This window comes from Candidatus Mycobacterium methanotrophicum (assembly GCF_023515995.1).
Taxonomy (GTDB): Bacteria; Actinomycetota; Actinomycetes; order Mycobacteriales; family Mycobacteriaceae; genus Mycobacterium; species Mycobacterium methanotrophicum.
Genome location: NZ_CP097320.1, coordinates 881,585 through 898,625, shown reverse-complemented (window position 1 = coordinate 898,625; position 17,041 = coordinate 881,585). Strand labels below are relative to the sequence as shown.

6 protein-coding genes are annotated in these 17,041 nt (G+C 67.3%); all 6 read left to right on the top strand.

The window, feature by feature from the left end:
• Window positions 1–221 precede the first annotated feature (221 nt).
• From M5I08_RS04865 to M5I08_RS04840, 6 genes are read left to right on the top strand one after another with little or no spacing between them, the layout of a single operon-like run.
• On the top strand, window positions 222–1,544 hold the full coding sequence (locus M5I08_RS04865; RefSeq protein ID WP_219066730.1) for a beta-ketoacyl [acyl carrier protein] synthase domain-containing protein: 1,323 nt from the start codon (window positions 222–224) through the stop codon (window positions 1,542–1,544).
• Window positions 1,544–4,657 (top strand): mycobactin polyketide synthase MbtD, encoded by a 3,114-nt coding sequence (gene mbtD, locus M5I08_RS04860; RefSeq protein WP_219066731.1) that lies wholly within the window; start codon window positions 1,544–1,546, stop codon window positions 4,655–4,657. The genes M5I08_RS04865 and mbtD overlap by 1 nt, the downstream gene beginning before the upstream one ends.
• Window positions 4,654–11,148: a non-ribosomal peptide synthetase gene (locus M5I08_RS04855; protein WP_219066732.1), complete on the top strand. Its 6,495-nt coding sequence runs from the start codon at window positions 4,654–4,656 to the stop codon at window positions 11,146–11,148. The genes mbtD and M5I08_RS04855 overlap by 4 nt, the downstream gene beginning before the upstream one ends.
• Entirely contained in the window at window positions 11,145–15,563 is a 4,419-nt protein-coding gene (locus M5I08_RS04850) for a non-ribosomal peptide synthetase (protein ID WP_219066733.1), read from the top strand. The genes M5I08_RS04855 and M5I08_RS04850 overlap by 4 nt, the downstream gene beginning before the upstream one ends.
• A complete protein-coding gene (mbtG, locus tag M5I08_RS04845) occupies window positions 15,560–16,843 on the top strand; it encodes an NADPH-dependent L-lysine N(6)-monooxygenase MbtG (protein WP_219066734.1) in 1,284 nt (427 codons plus the stop codon). The genes M5I08_RS04850 and mbtG overlap by 4 nt, the downstream gene beginning before the upstream one ends.
• Complete coding sequence (locus M5I08_RS04840) at window positions 16,821–17,036, top strand: MbtH family protein (RefSeq protein ID WP_219066735.1); 216 nt, start codon at window positions 16,821–16,823, stop codon at window positions 17,034–17,036. Before mbtG ends, M5I08_RS04840 begins: the two co-directional genes overlap by 23 nt.
• Window positions 17,037–17,041 lie beyond the last annotated feature (5 nt).

The following is a 17,041-nucleotide window of genomic DNA, read 5'->3' as shown; positions in this document are numbered from 1 at the left end:
TGGGTGTTTACCGTCCCCGGCGGCGGGTATTTCTACCGTCGCGCATGTTTCATGCCTGTGCAGCGGGGGCCGTAGCGAAATCGGCGGGAGGGGGGTAGTGGTGATCGCGTCGAGCGGTGTGGCAGGGGGCAGGGCCGCGCGCAGCGCTCGGTGTGACGCTTGCGGGACCCGCCCAATCGGGGTCTGCAAGCACGACATCGGCGTGGCCAACCGAGTGACCGATGTCTGACCAGCCGGCAACCCCCGTCGTCGGCGATGATCCGGTGGTGATCGTCGGGATGGCGCTTGAGGCACCGGGCGGTGTCGACACCGCCGAGAGCTACTGGGAGCTGCTCTCACAGGGGCGAGAAGGACTTTCGCCGCTCCCGACGAACCGAGGCTGGCCAATCCGTGACCTGTTGACCGGCTCATGCCGGGACGGCTTCAAACGAATCAACGATTGCGGTGGCTTCTTAACCGGGGCAACGACGTTCGACCCTGGGTTCTTCGGGATCTCGCCGCGCGAAGCAACCGCGATGGACCCACAGCAGCGAGTCGCGCTGCGGCTGGCTTGGCGCGCACTGGAAAACAGCGACATCAACCCGGACGATCTGCAGGGCCACAACGTGGGTTGTTACGTCGGCGCATCGATGGCCGACTACGGGCCGAAAATGTCCGAGTTCTCCCGACACAGCGGCCATCTGCTCAGCGGAACCGCGCTCGGGGTTATCTCTGGGCGGATCGCCTACACGCTCGGCTTGGCTGGTCCGGCCCTGACCATCGACGCCTCGTGCGCGTCGGCACTGGCGGCACTGCATGTCGCGATCCAGTCGATGCGCGGCGGAGACTGCGATTTGGCACTGGCCGGGGGTGTCTGCGTGATGGGCTCACCAGGCTACTTGGTCGAGTTCTCAAAACAACAGGCGCTGTCCGACGACGGCCACTGCCGCGCCTACAGCGCACAGGCCAGCGGAACAGTGTGGGCAGAGGGCGCGGGAATCTTTGTGCTGCGGCGCAAATCACATGCGTTGCGCGACGGCCATCGTATTCTCGCGGAAATCCGCGCCAGCGCGGTCAATCAGGATGGTCGTAGCGCGGGGCTCAGCGCCCCCAGCGGGGAGGCGCAGAAGCGGCTCTTCCAACGCGCGATGAGCCAGGCGAGGGTACGCCCCGAAGACATCGCGATGGTCGAGGGGCATGGCACCGCCACACGCCTTGGCGACCGTACCGAGTTGCGGTCACTGGCAGAAACGTACGGCGCGACCGAACCCGGCGGCGGCGCACTGCTGGGATCGGTGAAGTCCAATGTGGGCCACGCGCAGGCCGCCGCGGGCGCGTTGGGTCTGGCCAAAGTTCTGGTATCCGCCGAACACGGCGCTGTGCCGCCGACCCTGCACGCCGCCGAAGCGAGTCGGGAAATCGACTGGGACAAGCAAGGCTTACGGCTCGCCCAGGCACTGACACCGTGGCCCGCCGTGGACGGGCAGCGCCTGGCGGCGGTTTCGGCATTCGGTGTGGGCGGCACCAACGGGCATGCGATTGTGTCGGTTCCGGAGGCGGTGTGATGGCTTCCTCCCGACTGCCGGACCGCCGTATCCCCGTGCTGCTCAGCGCGCACGAGCCGGACTTGATCGCCCAGGACGCCGCGGCGATTCTGGAGTTTCTCGCCCGCCAGACGAATGTGGCCAGCGTGTCGGCGGTGGCCTCCACACTGTTGCGACGACGCAGGCTGCGCCGCCACCGTGCGGTGATACGGGCCGCCGACGTCGCTGAACTGGTCACCGGCCTTGGGGCACTGGCTGGCGGCGACGAGCATCCCCTCGTCGCCAGGGCGTCGGCGAACGCCGTGGCCCGGACAGCCTTCGTGTTTCCCGGGCAGGGCAACCAGTGGTCGTCGATGGGCGCCGACGCCTACCGGCAGCTACCTGTTTACCGGGCCGACGCGGACCGCTGCGCCGAGGCGTTCGTTGCCGCGGGTATGCCCTCGCCGCTGCCCTATCTGCTGGACGACCCGGCCGAGCAGCGCTGGTCACAGGTCGAAATACAGGCTGCCCAGTTCACCCACTCCGTCGGGTTGGCGCAGGTTTGGCGGTCGTGCGGCGTTCTTCCCGATATCACGGTGGGACACAGTCTCGGTGAGGCGGCGGCCGCATATATCGCCGGCGCCGTGGCGCTTCCGGACGCCGTCGGTGTCGTCGGAGCCCGGGCCACCGTCGTGAGTCAGCTGCCGGGCAGCTACGGGATGGCGGTGCTGGGTGTCGATGCGGATGAGGCGGAGCAATTGATAGCGGCAGTGCCGGGCTGGCTGGAAGTCTCGGCCGTCAATAGCGCGTCGTCGACCGTGGTCTCCGGCGATTGTGACGCGGTGGACGGCGTCGTGCGTCTCGCGGAAGAGCGCGGAGTTTTCGCCCGGTCCATCGCCGTCGACTATCCGGGGCACACCAGCGCCCTGGAACCGTTGCGGCCCAGGTTCGAGGAGCTGCTGCCGGCGTCGGCGTTCAATGACGCGCCTGTGGAATTCGTCGGTTCCGCCTTGGGCGCAGTAGTCGGCGCCGGCGCCGATTTCACTGACTACTGGTATCGCAATCTACGCAACACCGTCCGATTCGACCGAGCGGTTGCAGCGGCAATCGAACGAGGCGTCAACGTATTCGTCGAACTGTCGGCGCACCCGTCGCTGCTGTACGTGCTGACTGACCTTGTCAATGAAGCGTCGACCGTGCTCGTCGGCTCCGGGGCCCGCGACGAGCCCATCATCGACCGGCTGTCGGCCAACATCGCTGCCGCCGCGCTGGCTGATTCCGGTTATCGGTGGGCCGACTTGACCGACTTCGATGCCCACCCACCGCTTTGGGCATTCCCCAATGCACCGATGCGTGCAGTGCATTTCTGGGCGAAACCCGAGCCCCTACCGCCGTTGCCCGGCAAAGCCATCGCAGTGGCGTACGAGCGGTGGGAACCCAATGAGGCCGCGAGCACGACGAGGAACGCAAGCAGGCGTGTTGCGGTGATCGAGCCCGGCGAAACCGCAGGCTCGTTAGCGCGGCGGCTGGTGGACGCCGTTGTGGCTCACGATGATTGCGAGTTGGCCAGCCCAGACGACGCCGACATCACCGTGATCATCGCACCGGCGTTCGAGCAACCCTGCCCGGCCGCCGCCGCCGAGGCCCTGATCGAAGCGGGCCCACCGGATTACCGTCGGCTTGTGGGTCCGCGCAGCCGCACGGTGTGGCTGGTCACCGTCTGCGGCGAGCAGGTGCAGGCCGGCGAGCCCGCCGGGTTGCCGGCACAGGCCGGGCTGGCCGCGCTGCATCGCAGCGTCGGCTTCGAATTCCCCGACAAGACATTCGGTCATCTCGACCTGCCCAGCCGCAACATCGCTGCGGAGGAGGCGCTCGACTGCGTCGATGTGCTGCTCGGCGACGTCGACGAAGTGGCGTTGCGCGAGGGTGAGAATTGGGACATACGGCGCTACATCCGCAGGCTGCGTGAAGTTAACGGATCCATGCCGCAGCGCGCACTCGAGGGCGCGGTGCTGGACAATGTCGTAATTACGGGCGGTAGTGGAACCATTGGCCTCGGGTATGCCCGACGCTGCATCGACCAGGGCGCCCGCCGCGTACTCTTTTTGAGCCGCAGGGGCATTGAGCAGGCCGACTTAGAGCGGCTGGCCGGTGGTCACGATGTCGACCTGCGCGCACCCGCGTGCGATATCACCGACGCCGATTCGGTGCGGCTGGCCGCGGCCGAGCATGCCGGTGATGGCGCGTCATTTCTGATCCACGCCGCCGGGACCGCCAATTTCGACCCGCACGATCGGCTCACCAGTACCGGCTTAGCAGACATGTTCGGCGCGAAAGTAACTGGAATGGTGCGGCTGTCCGAGGAGTGGCCGCTACGGCAAGATGTGCGGATCGTGTTGTGTTCATCGGTATCCGGGCTGTGGGGCGGTTACGGACATGGGGCTTATGCAGCGTCAAACCGGATGCTCGACGTGCTGGCCTCTCGGCTGCGGGCCAAGGGGCTGGATTGCGCATCGGTGCGGTGGGGACTGTGGCAGGGCACGAAAATCGCAAGTCCCGACGAGATTGCGCGCATCGAGCGCTCCGGACTGGTCGCGATGGACCCCGACGAGGCCATCACGGCCAGCCTTTGTCAGCATGACGGCGACCCGGTGATAATCGCCGCCGACTTCGACCGGCTACGCCTTTTCTTCGACAGCCAGGGGATTCCAACGCCTTTCGCCACCCCGCCTGCGGTACAGGAAACGGAGCCGGCCGGCGACGACGTCAAAGAGAGAGCCGTCGACCAGGTGGTGTGCACCGAAGTAGCCGCCTTGTTGGGAATCGGCAGCCCGGCGTCGGTCGACTTGGACGCGGCGTTGGTCGATCTGGGTCTGGACTCGCTACTGGCAGTCGATTTACGACAGCGGCTGATCCGAGCGATCGGACGCACCGCTTCCTTGGGGCGCCTGCTTGGCGGCATCACCGGTGCCGAACTGATCGATGTGCTGCAGTCAGCGCAGCCCGACGACGGCGGCTCGCCTGGCCCAGGCACGGCGGTGGCGCCTGAGGCGTCCGCGGGCGTGCCACCAGCCTCCGTGGACGACACCGTGCCTCCCGATGCGACAGGCGTCGCCGGCGGCTTAGGGACGGGGGACAGGGAGGAGCTCGCGTGACTGATTCCGTTGACAGCACGCTAAACGGACAGCGCCTGGAGCTGTTGCAGCGCGAGCTCATCGAACGCGGTCTGGCGCAGTCAACAGCACCGACGGACGGCGCGGCGCCGGAATTGACCGCCAGTCAGATCCGGATGTGGTTCGTGCAATCGATCGACCCCGATAGTGCGCTGCTCAATATCTGTGCGTCCTACCGCATCACAGGCGTCGTCGACCTCGCGCGACTGCACCGGGCCGTCGACGCGGTGGCCGTCCGGCACCCGGTGCTGCGCTCCACCTATCACACCACCGACGACGGGGAGCCACGTCTGGTCGTTCACGATGACCTGCGGCCGGGCTGGGCCGAATGCGACCTGTCGGCTCTCACGGAGCAGGCGCGGCGCCTGCGGCTCGAAGTGCTTGCACAACGCGAGTTTCGCCGGCCTTTTGATTTGACCGCCGATTCGCCGCTGCGGATCATGGCGGTGCGCCTCGGCGCCGATGAACTCACCTTGCTCCTGATTGCCCATTCCATCGCGTGGGATGACGGCTCATGGGCCCCGTTCTTCCGGGACCTCACGCACGCCTACGACGATCCCGAGGCCGTGGCGAGTTCCGAGATGGCGCCGGCCTCCACCGCCGACGCCGATACCCTCGACGAGGATTTGGATTACTGGCGAGCGCTGATGTCCGAACTCCCTGAGCCCCTGGAACTTCCGGGGGCCAACGGTTCGGTGGTGCCTAGCACCTGGCGATCGCAGCGCACCACGCTGCGACTGTCCGCGCAAACCGTAGAGCGCGCCGCTGCGCTGGCCCGCGAAAGTGGCGCCCGCCCATACATGGTGCTGTTGGCCGGCTTCGCCGCACTGGTGCACCGTTGCACCCATGCCACCGACTTCCTCATCGCGACGCCAGTGCTCGACCGCACCGCGGGAACGCAGGACGCGATCGGCTGTTACGGCGACCTCGTGATATTGCGGGCCCGGCCGCAGTCCAGGCAGACCTTCCGGGAGCTGCTCACCGACATCCGTGACACCGCGGTCGGAGCCTTCGCCCATCGGCGCGTCGACCTCGACTGGCTCGCGCGTGAATCCAACCCCGACCGTCGCCACGGCGTCGAGCGGATGACCCGGGTGGGCTTCGGCTTGCGGCCACCCGACGCCGGCGGCTTCGCTCCAGCGGGAGTGCGGTGCGAAAGCGGGGACCTGGGCGGTCAGTTCAGCCAGCTCCCGCTCAACTTCATGGTCGAACCATCCCCCGGCGGCGAGGCCGGGGCGCTCGTCGAGGCGGAGTATCTGGTCGAGGTTCTCGACCAGCCGTTGGCGCGGCAGCTACTGGAACACTATGCGGTGCTGCTCGACAGCGCGTTTTCCGACCCGGACGCGCAAATCGGGCGGCTGAAGCTGATGAGCGATGCCGACGTGCAGTGGCTGCGAACCGTCTCCGCCGGTCCGGAATTCAGCACCCCCGCCACCACCCTGCCGGCGTTGGTCACCCAACGTGCGGCCATGACCCCGAACGCCGTCGCCGTCGTCTACGAGGGCCGCCAGTACAGCTATCGGGAGATCAACGAGGAAGCAAACCGGCTGGCGCGCTGGCTGATCGAGCAGGAAGTCGGCACCGAGGACCGGGTCGCGGTGCTGCTCGACAAGTCACCGGAGCTGGTCATCGCCGCCCTGGGCATCCTGAAAGCCGGGGCCGTGTACCTACCGATCGACCCGACCTATCCCGAGGACCGGCTGACGTTCATCCTCGACGATGCGGACGCCAAAGTTGTTCTGCGGCAACCAGTCACCTGTCTGGCGCGCTATTCCTCCGCTGATCTGGCCGACGACGAGCTGATCCGGCCGCTGTACCCGAACAACACCGCCTACTTGATCTACACGTCGGGTTCGACCGGTCTGCCCAAAGGCGTCCCGGTGCCCCACGCGCCGATCGCCGAATACTTCGTCTGGTTCGGCGATGCCTACCAGGTTGACGAGACGGACCGTTTGCTGCAGGTGGCCTCGCCTGGGTTCGACGTGTCCATTGCCGAGATATTCGGGCTGCTGATCTGCGGCGGGCGCCTGGTGGTCCCGCGGTCTGACGGCTTGCGCGACATCGGTTATCTGACGGAGCTTTTGCGGCGCGAAGGCATCACGTCGATGCACTTTGTGCCGTCGCTGCTGGGATTGTTCCTGTCGTTGCCCGGGGTCAACGAGTGGCGCGCTCTGCGCCGTGTTCCGGTCGGCGGGGAGGCGCTGCCCGGCGAAATCGCCGACAAGTTCCACGCCACGTTCGACGCCTTGCTCTACAACTTCTACGGGCCCACCGAAACCGTCGTCAACGCGACCAGCTACCAGGTGGAGGGCACCCAAGGTACCCGGACTGTGCCGATCGGACGCCCCAAGATCAACACACAAGTGTATCTGCTCGACGCTTCCCTGCAGCCGGTTCCTCCCGGGGTGATCGGCGAAATTTATATCGGCGGAACGCATATGGCGCACGGCTACCACCGCCGGCCGGCCCTGACCGCCGAGCGCTTCATCGCCGACCCATTCACCTCGGGCGGCCGCTTGTACCGCTCGGGCGACCTGGCACGCCGCAACGCCGACGGGGATGTCGAATTCGTCGGGCGCGCCGACGAACAGGTGAAGATCCGCGGCTTCCGGATCGAGCTCGGCGAGATCGCCGCGGCGATCTCGGTTGATCCGAGCGTCGGGCAGGCCGTTGTCGTCGCGACCGAACTGCCGCAGCTGGGAAAGAGCCTGGTCGGGTATGTGACGCCCGCGGACCGCGGCACCGACACCGTCGACGTCGAGCGCATCCGCGCGCGAGTGGCCGCGGCGTTGCCGGATTACATGACGCCGGCCGCCTATGTCGTGCTCGACGAGATTCCGATCACCGCACACGGCAAGATCGATCCGGATGCTTTGCCGCAACCAGAAATCGGGCCGGCGACCGAATATCGCGAGCCGACGACGGCCACCGAGCGCACCATCGCGGGCCTGTTCTCGACGCTGCTGGGCCGCGAGCGCGTCGGCCTCGACGACTCGTTCTTCGACCTCGGCGGGCACTCCCTGGTGGCCACCAAGCTGGCGGCCGCCATCCGGTCGGAATGCGATGTCGAAATCGGTATCCGCGATGTCTTCGAGCTGGCGACGGTCGCGCGGCTTGCCGAACGGATCGACCAGATGGAATCGGGCGCGGCCAGCTTCAGTCGGCCAAAGCTGGTCCGCACGTCCCACGACCGACCCCAGCCGCTGTCCGCCTCGCAGCTGCGCAGCTGGTTCGCCTATCAGATCGAAGGGCCCACCGGCGTCGACAACATCCCATTCGCCGCGCGCCTGCGAGGACCGTGCGACACCGACGCGCTGGCCGCGGCCCTCGGCGACCTCGCGGCCCGGCACGAGATCCTGCGCACCACCTACACCGAGATCGACGGTGTCGCCTACCAAGTGGTCAATCCGGTCGGCGAGTTGCCCGTGCGGGAGGCCTCCGGCCAAGGTGAGCAGTGGCTGCACGAGCAGCTGGATTCCGAACGCCGGTCCTGCTTCGAGCTTGACCGTGAATGGCCGATCCGGGCCGCGCTGCTGCACACCGCCGATGCGCCCCAAGAGCACACCCTGTCGTTGGTGGTGCACCATATCGCCATCGACCACTGGTCGGGCGGCGTGCTGTTCGCCGACCTGCTGACCGCCTATCGCGCCCGCCGGGCCGGCCAGAAACCGTCCTGGGCGCCGTTACCGGTGCAGTACGCCGACTACGCGGCCTGGCAGGGCGCTTTGCTGGCCGAGCCCAATTCAGACGAGCCCAGCATCGCCGCCACGCAGCGTGACTACTGGAAGCGGCAGCTGGAGGGGTTGCCCGAGGACACCGGACTGCGGCCCGACTTTCCCCGGCCACCGGTACCCAGCGGCGCCGGTGACTCCGTCGAATTCCGCATCGACCCGCAGACCCGGGAAAAGCTCGCCGGGCTCAGCCGCGAACTGGGCATCACCGAATTCATGCTGCTGCAGGCCGCCGTCGCCGTGGTGCTGCACAAAGCCGGTGGCGGCGTAGACATTCCGTTGGGCACCCCGATCGCGGCGCGCGCCGAACCGGAGTTGGACCAACTCATCGGCTTCTTCATCAACATCTTGGTGTTGCGCAATGACCTTCACGGCAACCCGACGTTACGCGAGGTGCTGGGTCGCGCACGGGAGACGGCACTGGCCGCCTACGCCCATCAGGACCTGCCGTTCGACCGGGTCGTGGATGCCGTCAGTCCGGTCCGCACCCTGTCCCGCAATCCGCTGTTCCAGGTGGTCGTGCACGTCCGCGACTACTTGCCGGCCGCCGGGGTGATCGACTCCAGCCCGGCCGGCCAGACCACGTTCACCGCGGTGGAGCCGACGTTCGACGTCGCGCACGCCGATTTGAGCGTGAACTTCTTCGCCACCGACGCCGGATACCAGGGCAACATCCTCTACCGCACGGAACTGTATCGTCGAACCGCCATCGAGCGGTTGGTCGGCTGGCTGAGCCAGGTCGTCAAAGCCTTTGCCGGCAACGTCGATCGGACGTTGCGCGACGTGCAGTTGATCGATCCGCTGGAGCGACAGCGGATCCTCACCGAGTGGAGCCGCGGGCCCCGGCCTCCGGTCCAGCGGCCGCTCACCATCGCCGAACTGCTCGAGCCGAGCCGTAACTGGGGCACCGGTCGGATCGCACTGCGCTGCGACGGCGAGCAGATCGATTACCCGGCGCTGCACCGTCGTTCCGACAACTTCGCGCGGCTGCTCGCGTCTTACGGGGTGGGTCCCGGTTCGCTCGTGGGCCTGTCCACACGACGCAACATCGACATGGTCGTGGCATTCGTCGGCATCATGAAGGCCGGCGCCGGCTTTTTCCCGCTGGACCCCGACTATCCGCGGGCACGCAAACAGCTCATGCTCGGCGAGGTCGACCCCCGCGTCGTCGTGGTGACGGCCGAAGCTCTCGACACCATGCCCGAACACCCCGGTATGATGCTGATCTCCCTCGATGACCCGACAGTGTTTGAGGCACAACGTGATTGCACGCTGCCTGCTGCTCATCCGGACGACCCGATGTACCTGGTATTCACCTCGGGCTCCACCGGCAAGCCCAAGGGTGTGCTCGGTACTCACCGGGCTATGACCATCCGACTCAATTGGCAACTATGGAATTATCCCGTGCCTGGCAACGACATTCGGCTGGCGCAGGCCTCCTGGACATTCCTCGAAGGCTGCATGGAGACATTGGGCGGCTTGGCCGCCGGCGCCACCACGGTCCTGGCCAACGACGCCGAACACCGCGACCCCGAAGCGTTGGCGTCGCTGGTGCAGCGCCACTCGGTGGCACAGGTGACCGCGGTGCCCACCCTGGTGTCGGCGATCGTCGACTCATGGCCCGACGCATTCCGTTCCCTGACCCGGCTGGTGTGTGGCGCCGAGCCGTTGACAGCGTCGGTGCAGCAGCGGCTGCTCGCCACGTACGGCGGCGAAGACGGCCCCGAGCTGCTGAACAACTTCGGCGCCACGGAGACGTCCGGGGCGTTGGTCCGCGGGCCGCTGACGCCGCCCGTGCCGCTGCTGGGCACCCCGATGACCGACGCGCAGGTGTACCTGCTCGACGACGGTCTGAACCCGGTGCCGCCTGGCGTGGTTGGCGAATTGTATTACGCCGGTGGGCAGCTCGTGCGGGGTTACTGGAAGCGGCCGGGGCTGACGGCGTCCCGGTTCGTTCCGAACCCTTTCGCCGACGAAGCCGGCGCGCGGTTCTACCGCAGCGGCGACCGTGCCCGCTGGACCGAGGACGGCCGATTGGAGTTCGTCGGCCGCACGGATCACCAGGTGAAGGTCCGCGGTTTCCGCGTCGAGCTCGGCGAAGTCGATGAGGCCCTGAAGGCGGTTGACGGTGTGGCCGCAGCCGCGGCACGCGCATGGGAGGTAGCGGGCAGCACCGCGCTGGCCGGCTACGTGGTACCGCTGCGGCCGATCGCCGACGAAGCCGAGAGGTCGGCCGTCGCCGCCCGGGTGCGCGCCGAGGTCGCGCAGGTGCTGCCGGGATACATGATGCCGTCGTCGATCACGGTGCTCGACGCCATGCCGAAAACGGAGTCGGGCAAACTGAATCGGCCGGCGCTGCCGCGCCCGGCGGTCAGCACCACCGGCCGCGGCGAACCCCCGCGCACCGACACCGAGCGCGCGCTCGCGGAAGTGTTCGTCGATCTGCTTCCCATCACGGGGATCGGGCGCTTCGACGACTTCTTTGCACTCGGCGGTGACAGCATCATGTCGGTGCAAGTCGCGTCGCGTGCACGGGAGGCCGGCCTGCCGGTCAGCCCCCGAATGGTATTCGAAAACCCGACCCTGCAATTGCTGGCCGCCGCGGCGGAGGAAGCGCAAAACACTGCCGAGGCCGCCGACACGGACACCCGACACGCGCCGATGAGCACCTCGAGGCTTTCGGCCGAGGATCTGGCGGCGGTGACCCGATCGTGGACCGCGGCCCAGGACGGCAACGCATGACCGCCGCCAACACGGGTGCGCCGCCGGCCATCGAGGATGTGATGGCGCTCAGCCCCCTGCAAGAGGGCCTGTATTCCCACACTGTGCTGTCCGGCCTGACCGACGGCTCGGGCGACGGGCCGGTTGAGGACCCGTATCTGATCGGGATGACCGCCGACATCACCGGTCCGCTAGACGTGAAGCTGCTCAAGCAGTGCGCCGCAGCGATGTTGGTGCGCCACCCGAATCTGCGGGCCAGTTTCGTCAGCCGCGACATTCCCCGTCCGGTGCAGATCGTGCCGTCGCGCGTGGACCTGCCCTGGCGACAGGTTCGCGGCGAGCCCGAGGACATCGAAAAACTGGCGGCCGCGGAGCGCTCTCGACCGTTCGACTTCGAACGCACACCGGCGATCCGGTTCCTGCTCATCGAATTACCGCATGACCGCTGGCATTTGGTGATCACCGCCCATCACATCGTGATCGACGGCTGGTCGCTGCCGGTGTTCGCCGTCGAGATGATCGCGCTGTACGGGGCCGGTGGTGACCCGAACACCCTACCGGTGCAGCCGCGACCGTACCGCGACTACATCGGCTGGCTCAACGCCCGCGATAGCTCCGCCAGCGAAGAAGTTTGGCGAGAGCACCTTGCCGGTTTGCCGGGCCCGACACTGCTTTCAGCGGCGATGGCCACCGAGGCTTCTCACGCCGGGTTGCCGCGGCGCACCGAGCTGCGAGTCGACCGTGCGGCCACTGACCGGCTGAACGACGGTGCCCGCTCCCGGGGAATCACCGTCAACACCTTGATGCAGATGGCGTGGGCGTTGGTGTTGTCGCGGCTCACCGACCGCCACGATGTGGTGTTCGGCGTTACGGTGTCCGGTCGGCCCGCCGAACTATCCGGCGTCGAAACCATGATCGGCCTGTTCATCAACACCGTTCCGTTGCGGGTGCGGCTGGACCCGGACGCGGGCGTCGGCCCGCAATGCCTTGCGCTGCAACGCACTGCGGCGCTGCTACGGGAACACAGCTATCTCAGCCACGCGCAACTACGGGCGCTCGGTGGTGTCGGCGAGATGTTCGACACGCTGCTGGTCTATGAAAACTTTCCGACGGCGGGACTGGCCGAGCATGGCGAATTGACTGCCGGCGGTGTGACATTCCGGCCGGTGGAGCTGGAAAGCGTGTCGCATTTCCCGGTTGCGCTGGCCGCGCACATGGCCGAAGGCGAGCTGGTCGTGCTGGTGGAGGTGCTCGACGGGGCGCTGGGCGCGACGAGCGCTGAGCTGCTCGGCCACCGGGTGCTCGCGACCGCCGGGCGGCTGCTGTCGCTGTGGGAGCACCGGCTGCGCGAGGTCAGCGTGCTCTTCGACGACGAGACGCGGCCGCTGACCGCCGCCGCTAGGCCGCCGGCGCGCTCGTCAGCGGGGTTTCACACTCGGTTCGCCGCGATTGCGGAGGCCAATCCCGATGCCACGGCGCTGAGTTGGGCCGGCGGCACCATGACCTATGCCGGGTTGGACGCCGCCGCCAACCGGCTGGCGTCGGCGCTGACCGAAAGTGGAGTCGAGCCCGAAACGCCGGTGGCGATCAAGCTTGCCCGCGGCCACCAATACGTCGTTGCGATGCTCGCGGTGCTCAAGGCCGGCGCTATGTGCGTTCCGCTGGAACCCGAGATGCCCCCGGAGCGGGTCAAGTCGATCCTGCGTCAGACCGCCGCCGCGAACGTCATCGATGAGAGCGTAACGTCGTCCGCCGAGCATGCGCCCGCGGATTTCCTGCCCGTCGACGTGCACGCCGAACAAGCCGCCTACGTCGTGTTCACCTCCGGGACCACCGGAGAGCCCAAGGGAGTCATCGGAACTCATGGCGCGCTCGGCGCCTATGCCGACGATCACATCGGCGCGGTACTCCGCTCTGCCGCCGCCCGGTTGGGCCGCCGGCTGCGGATTGCACACGTATGGTCGTTTGCGTTCGACGCCGCCTGGCAACCGCTGGTTGCGTTGCTCGACGGACATGCCGTGCACATCGTTGACGAACACACCCAACGCGACGCCGAGGCGCTGCTGCGCACCATCGTCGAGCACCGCATCGACATGATCGACACCACCCCGTCGATGTTTGCTCAGCTGCGAGCATTCGGCTTGCTCACCGACGTGCCGTTGGCGGTGCTCGCGTTGGGCGGCGAAGCTACCGGTCCGCCGTCGTGGAATGCGGTCCGCGACGAGTGCTTTCGCAGCGGGATGGCGGCCTACAACTGCTACGGCCCCACCGAAACCACCGTCGAGGCAGTGGTGGCCACGATCTGCGACCACAAGGAGCCGTCAATCGGTTGTCCCACCGAGCAGACCCGCGGCTACGTCCTGGATTCCGCGCTGCGCCCGGTGCCTTACGGCGCGGCCGGCGAACTGTACCTCGCCGGCGCCCAGCTGGCTCGCGGTTACCTCGGGCGCACAGCAGAGACCGCCATTCGATTCACCGCCGACCCGTTCGCGTCCGGTGAGCGGATGTACCGCACGGGCGATGTGGTGCGCCGCCAGCCGGACGGCTCGCTGCAATACCTGGGCCGCGCCGACGCGCAGGTGAAAATCCGCGGGTACCGCGTCGAACCCGGCGAGATCGCCGCGGCGCTGCAGGAGCACCCGGGCGTGCGGCACGCCGACGTCATGGTGCGCGAGCATCGGGGCGGCGCCCGGCTAACGGCCTACGTCCTTCCCGTCAACGGCGCAACGCCCGCGCCCGCCGAGCTCCGCGGCATGCTCAGTGAACGGCTGCCCCGCTACATGGTGCCGCAACGGATCGTCCTCGTCGACGAGATCCCACTGACCGCCAACGGCAAGCTCGACGAGGCCGCGCTCGCCGACATCGACGCTGCCGAAACCACGGAGGCCGCGCCCGAAACGGACACCGAATCCGCGCTGGCGGAACTCCTTGCCGAATTCCTGGGCACACCGGACCCCACCCAGGTCGATGTGACCGCCGACTTCGCACAGGTGGGGCTGGACAGCATCATGGCCCTGTCGGTGGTGCAGGCAGCCCGCCGCCGCGGCATCCCGTTGCGCGCCCGGCTCATCCTCGAGTGCGGCAACATCCGCGAACTCGCCGCCGCCATCGACACCGAATCGGCCCCCGCCACCCGCCCCGCCGACGACAGCGATAAACCGATCCCGTTGCTGCCCAACGCTTTATGGCTCTACGAATACGGCGAGCCTCGACGGCTGGCGCAGACCGAGGCAATCCGGTTGCCCGAGAACGTTACCGGCGAGCAGCTGCGGACCGCGCTAACCGCCATCGTCGATGGCCGCGAAGTGCTGCATACCCGGCTCGACCGCACCAGCATGACCCTGATTTCCGCGCCGGCCACCGACGTCCTCGAGGAGGTGGCAGTAACCGGCGACCTTGGCGCAGCGGTCACCTCGCAGGCCAAGCAAGCCTTGGAGGGCCTCGATCCCGAAAAGGGTCGGCTGCTGGCGGCCAGCTGGCTGCGACCGCCCAGCGGAGGAAGCGTGCTGCTGCTGACCGCGCACGTCTTGGCGATGGATCCGGCGTCGTGGCGAGTGGTTGTCGGCGAGCTCGACACCGCCCTGCACGCAGTGGCCGCCGGGAACGAACCTCCACCGATCCGCGAGCACACCAGCTACCGGAGGTGGGCCAAAGCGCTCATTCAGCGTGCTGAAATCCTTGACACCGAGCGATTTTGGGTCTCGCAGCTCGACGGTGAAGATCCAGACTTAGGAGCTCGACGGGTGGACCCCGGACGCGACCGGGCCGGTGATCTACTGGTCCGATCGGCCGCGAGCGGCGCCGAGGTCTCCCGTCGACTAGTGGAGTCGGATGTCCCGATATTCGACCTGCTGGTCGCGGCGGCGGCGCGGACAGTCACCCGGTGGCGTCAGAGCCGCGGCCAGTCGGCTCCACCACCGCTGCTGGCGCTGGAAACGCACGGCCGCGCCGACGCCGTAGTCCAAGGCGCGGGCGACGACGCGATCGACACCACCGACACCGTTGGCCTGCTGAGCGCGATCTACCCGCTACGGGTGCAGTCCACAGACCCACACCGGGTAAGGGATCAGTTGGCCGCGATCCCAGGCGCCGGAATCGATTACGGGCTGCTGCGCTATCTGCGCGCCGACACCGCGCAACAACTCCGCAGGCGCCCGCAACCGCAGCTGCTGCTCAACTACCTCGGTCGGACCGACGTCGGCGACATCGGCACCGGACCGCGGCTCGACCGCGAGCTGCTTGCCGGATTGCCTCTGGTGCCCCAGCCCGGTCTGGCAGTCCGCCATGAACTGACCATCATGGCCGCCCTGGTCGGCGCCGCTGACCAGTACATCCTGTTGACCCAGTGGCGTGCGCTGCCCGACGTCCTCAGCGAAGCGGAACTGTCCGCACTGCAAGCACTCTGGCAGCAATCCCTGCAGGAGACGGTGCCGTGACCACACTCGCGGTGATCGGCGCGGGACCCAAAGCGGTGGCCGTCGCGGCTAAGGCGTCGGTGCTTGGCGACATGGGCATCGACACTCCCGAAGTCATTGCCGTCGAACGTACCGGGGTGGCGGCCAATTGGCAGGCCAGCGGAGGTTGGACCGATGGAGCGCAAAGTCTGGGCACCAGCCCAGAGAAGGATGTCGGATTCCCCTACCGCTCGTCGCTGGTCCCGCGCCGAAACGCCGAGCTCGACGAGCGGATGACGCGCTACACCTGGCAGGCGTATCTGATTGCCACCGGTCAGTTCGCTCACTGGATCGACCGCGGTCGCCCGGCGCCCACTCACCGCCGCTGGGGCCAATACTTGCGTTGGGTTGCCGACCGAATAAACATGAGCGTGGTGCACGGCGAGGTCGACCGGATCGGCGTCACCGGCCAGCGCTGGGCGCTACACACCCAGGACGACACCGTCTACGCCGATGCGCTGATGATCACCGGCCCGGGCCACGCCGAACGGACGCTGCTGCCAGGAAATCCGCGGGTGCTGTCGATTGCCCAGTTCTGGCACCGCGCGGCACAACACGACCGAATCACCGCCGAACGGGTCGCCATGATCGGCGGCGGAGAGACCGCTGCAGCGATGCTCAATGAGCTTCGCGGGCACGCGGTTTCGACGATTACGGTAATCTCGCCGGAAGTCACCTTGTTCACCCGCGGTGAAAGCTTTTTTGAGAATTCCCTGTTTTCCGACCCTACGCACTGGACTGCGCTGACGCTCGACGAACGTCGCAATGCGATCGCACGCACCGACCGGGGAGTGTTCTCGTCGAGCGTGCAGGAGCTGCTGATGGCCGACGACCGCATTCGGCACCTACGTGGACGGGTTGCTCACGCGGTCGGTCGCGACGAGCAGATCCGGCTCACGCTGAGCACCAACCGGGGCAGTGAGAACGTCGAAACCGTTCACGGCTTCGACCTTGTCATCGACGGGTCGGGAGTAGACGCGCTGTGGTTCACCACGCTGTTCAGCCAGGAGGCACTTGATCTGCTTGAACTCGGGCTCGGTGGACCGCTGAGCGGCGAACGCCTGCAAGAAGCGATCGGCTACGATCTCGCCGTCGACGGTGTTGCACCAAAGCTGTTTTTGCCCAACCTCGCCGGACTCAACCAGGGGCCGGGTTTTCCCAACTTGAGCTGCCTGGGACTGCTTTCCGATCGAGTGCTGGGCGCCGAGCTACCCGCCACGAACCCTGCCAGGAGAGACGATGAGCACCAACCCGTTCGATGACGAAACCGCTACCTTCGTCGTGGTGGTCAACGACGAAGAGCAGCACAGCCTGTGGCCAACGTTCGCCGAGATTCCGGCTGGCTGGCGCCAGGTGTACGGTGAAGCCAGCCGCGCCGACTGCCTGCAATACGTCGAGGAACACTGGACGGACATGCGGCCGAAAAGTCTTCGCGATGCGATGCATTCGCGCTAGCGTGC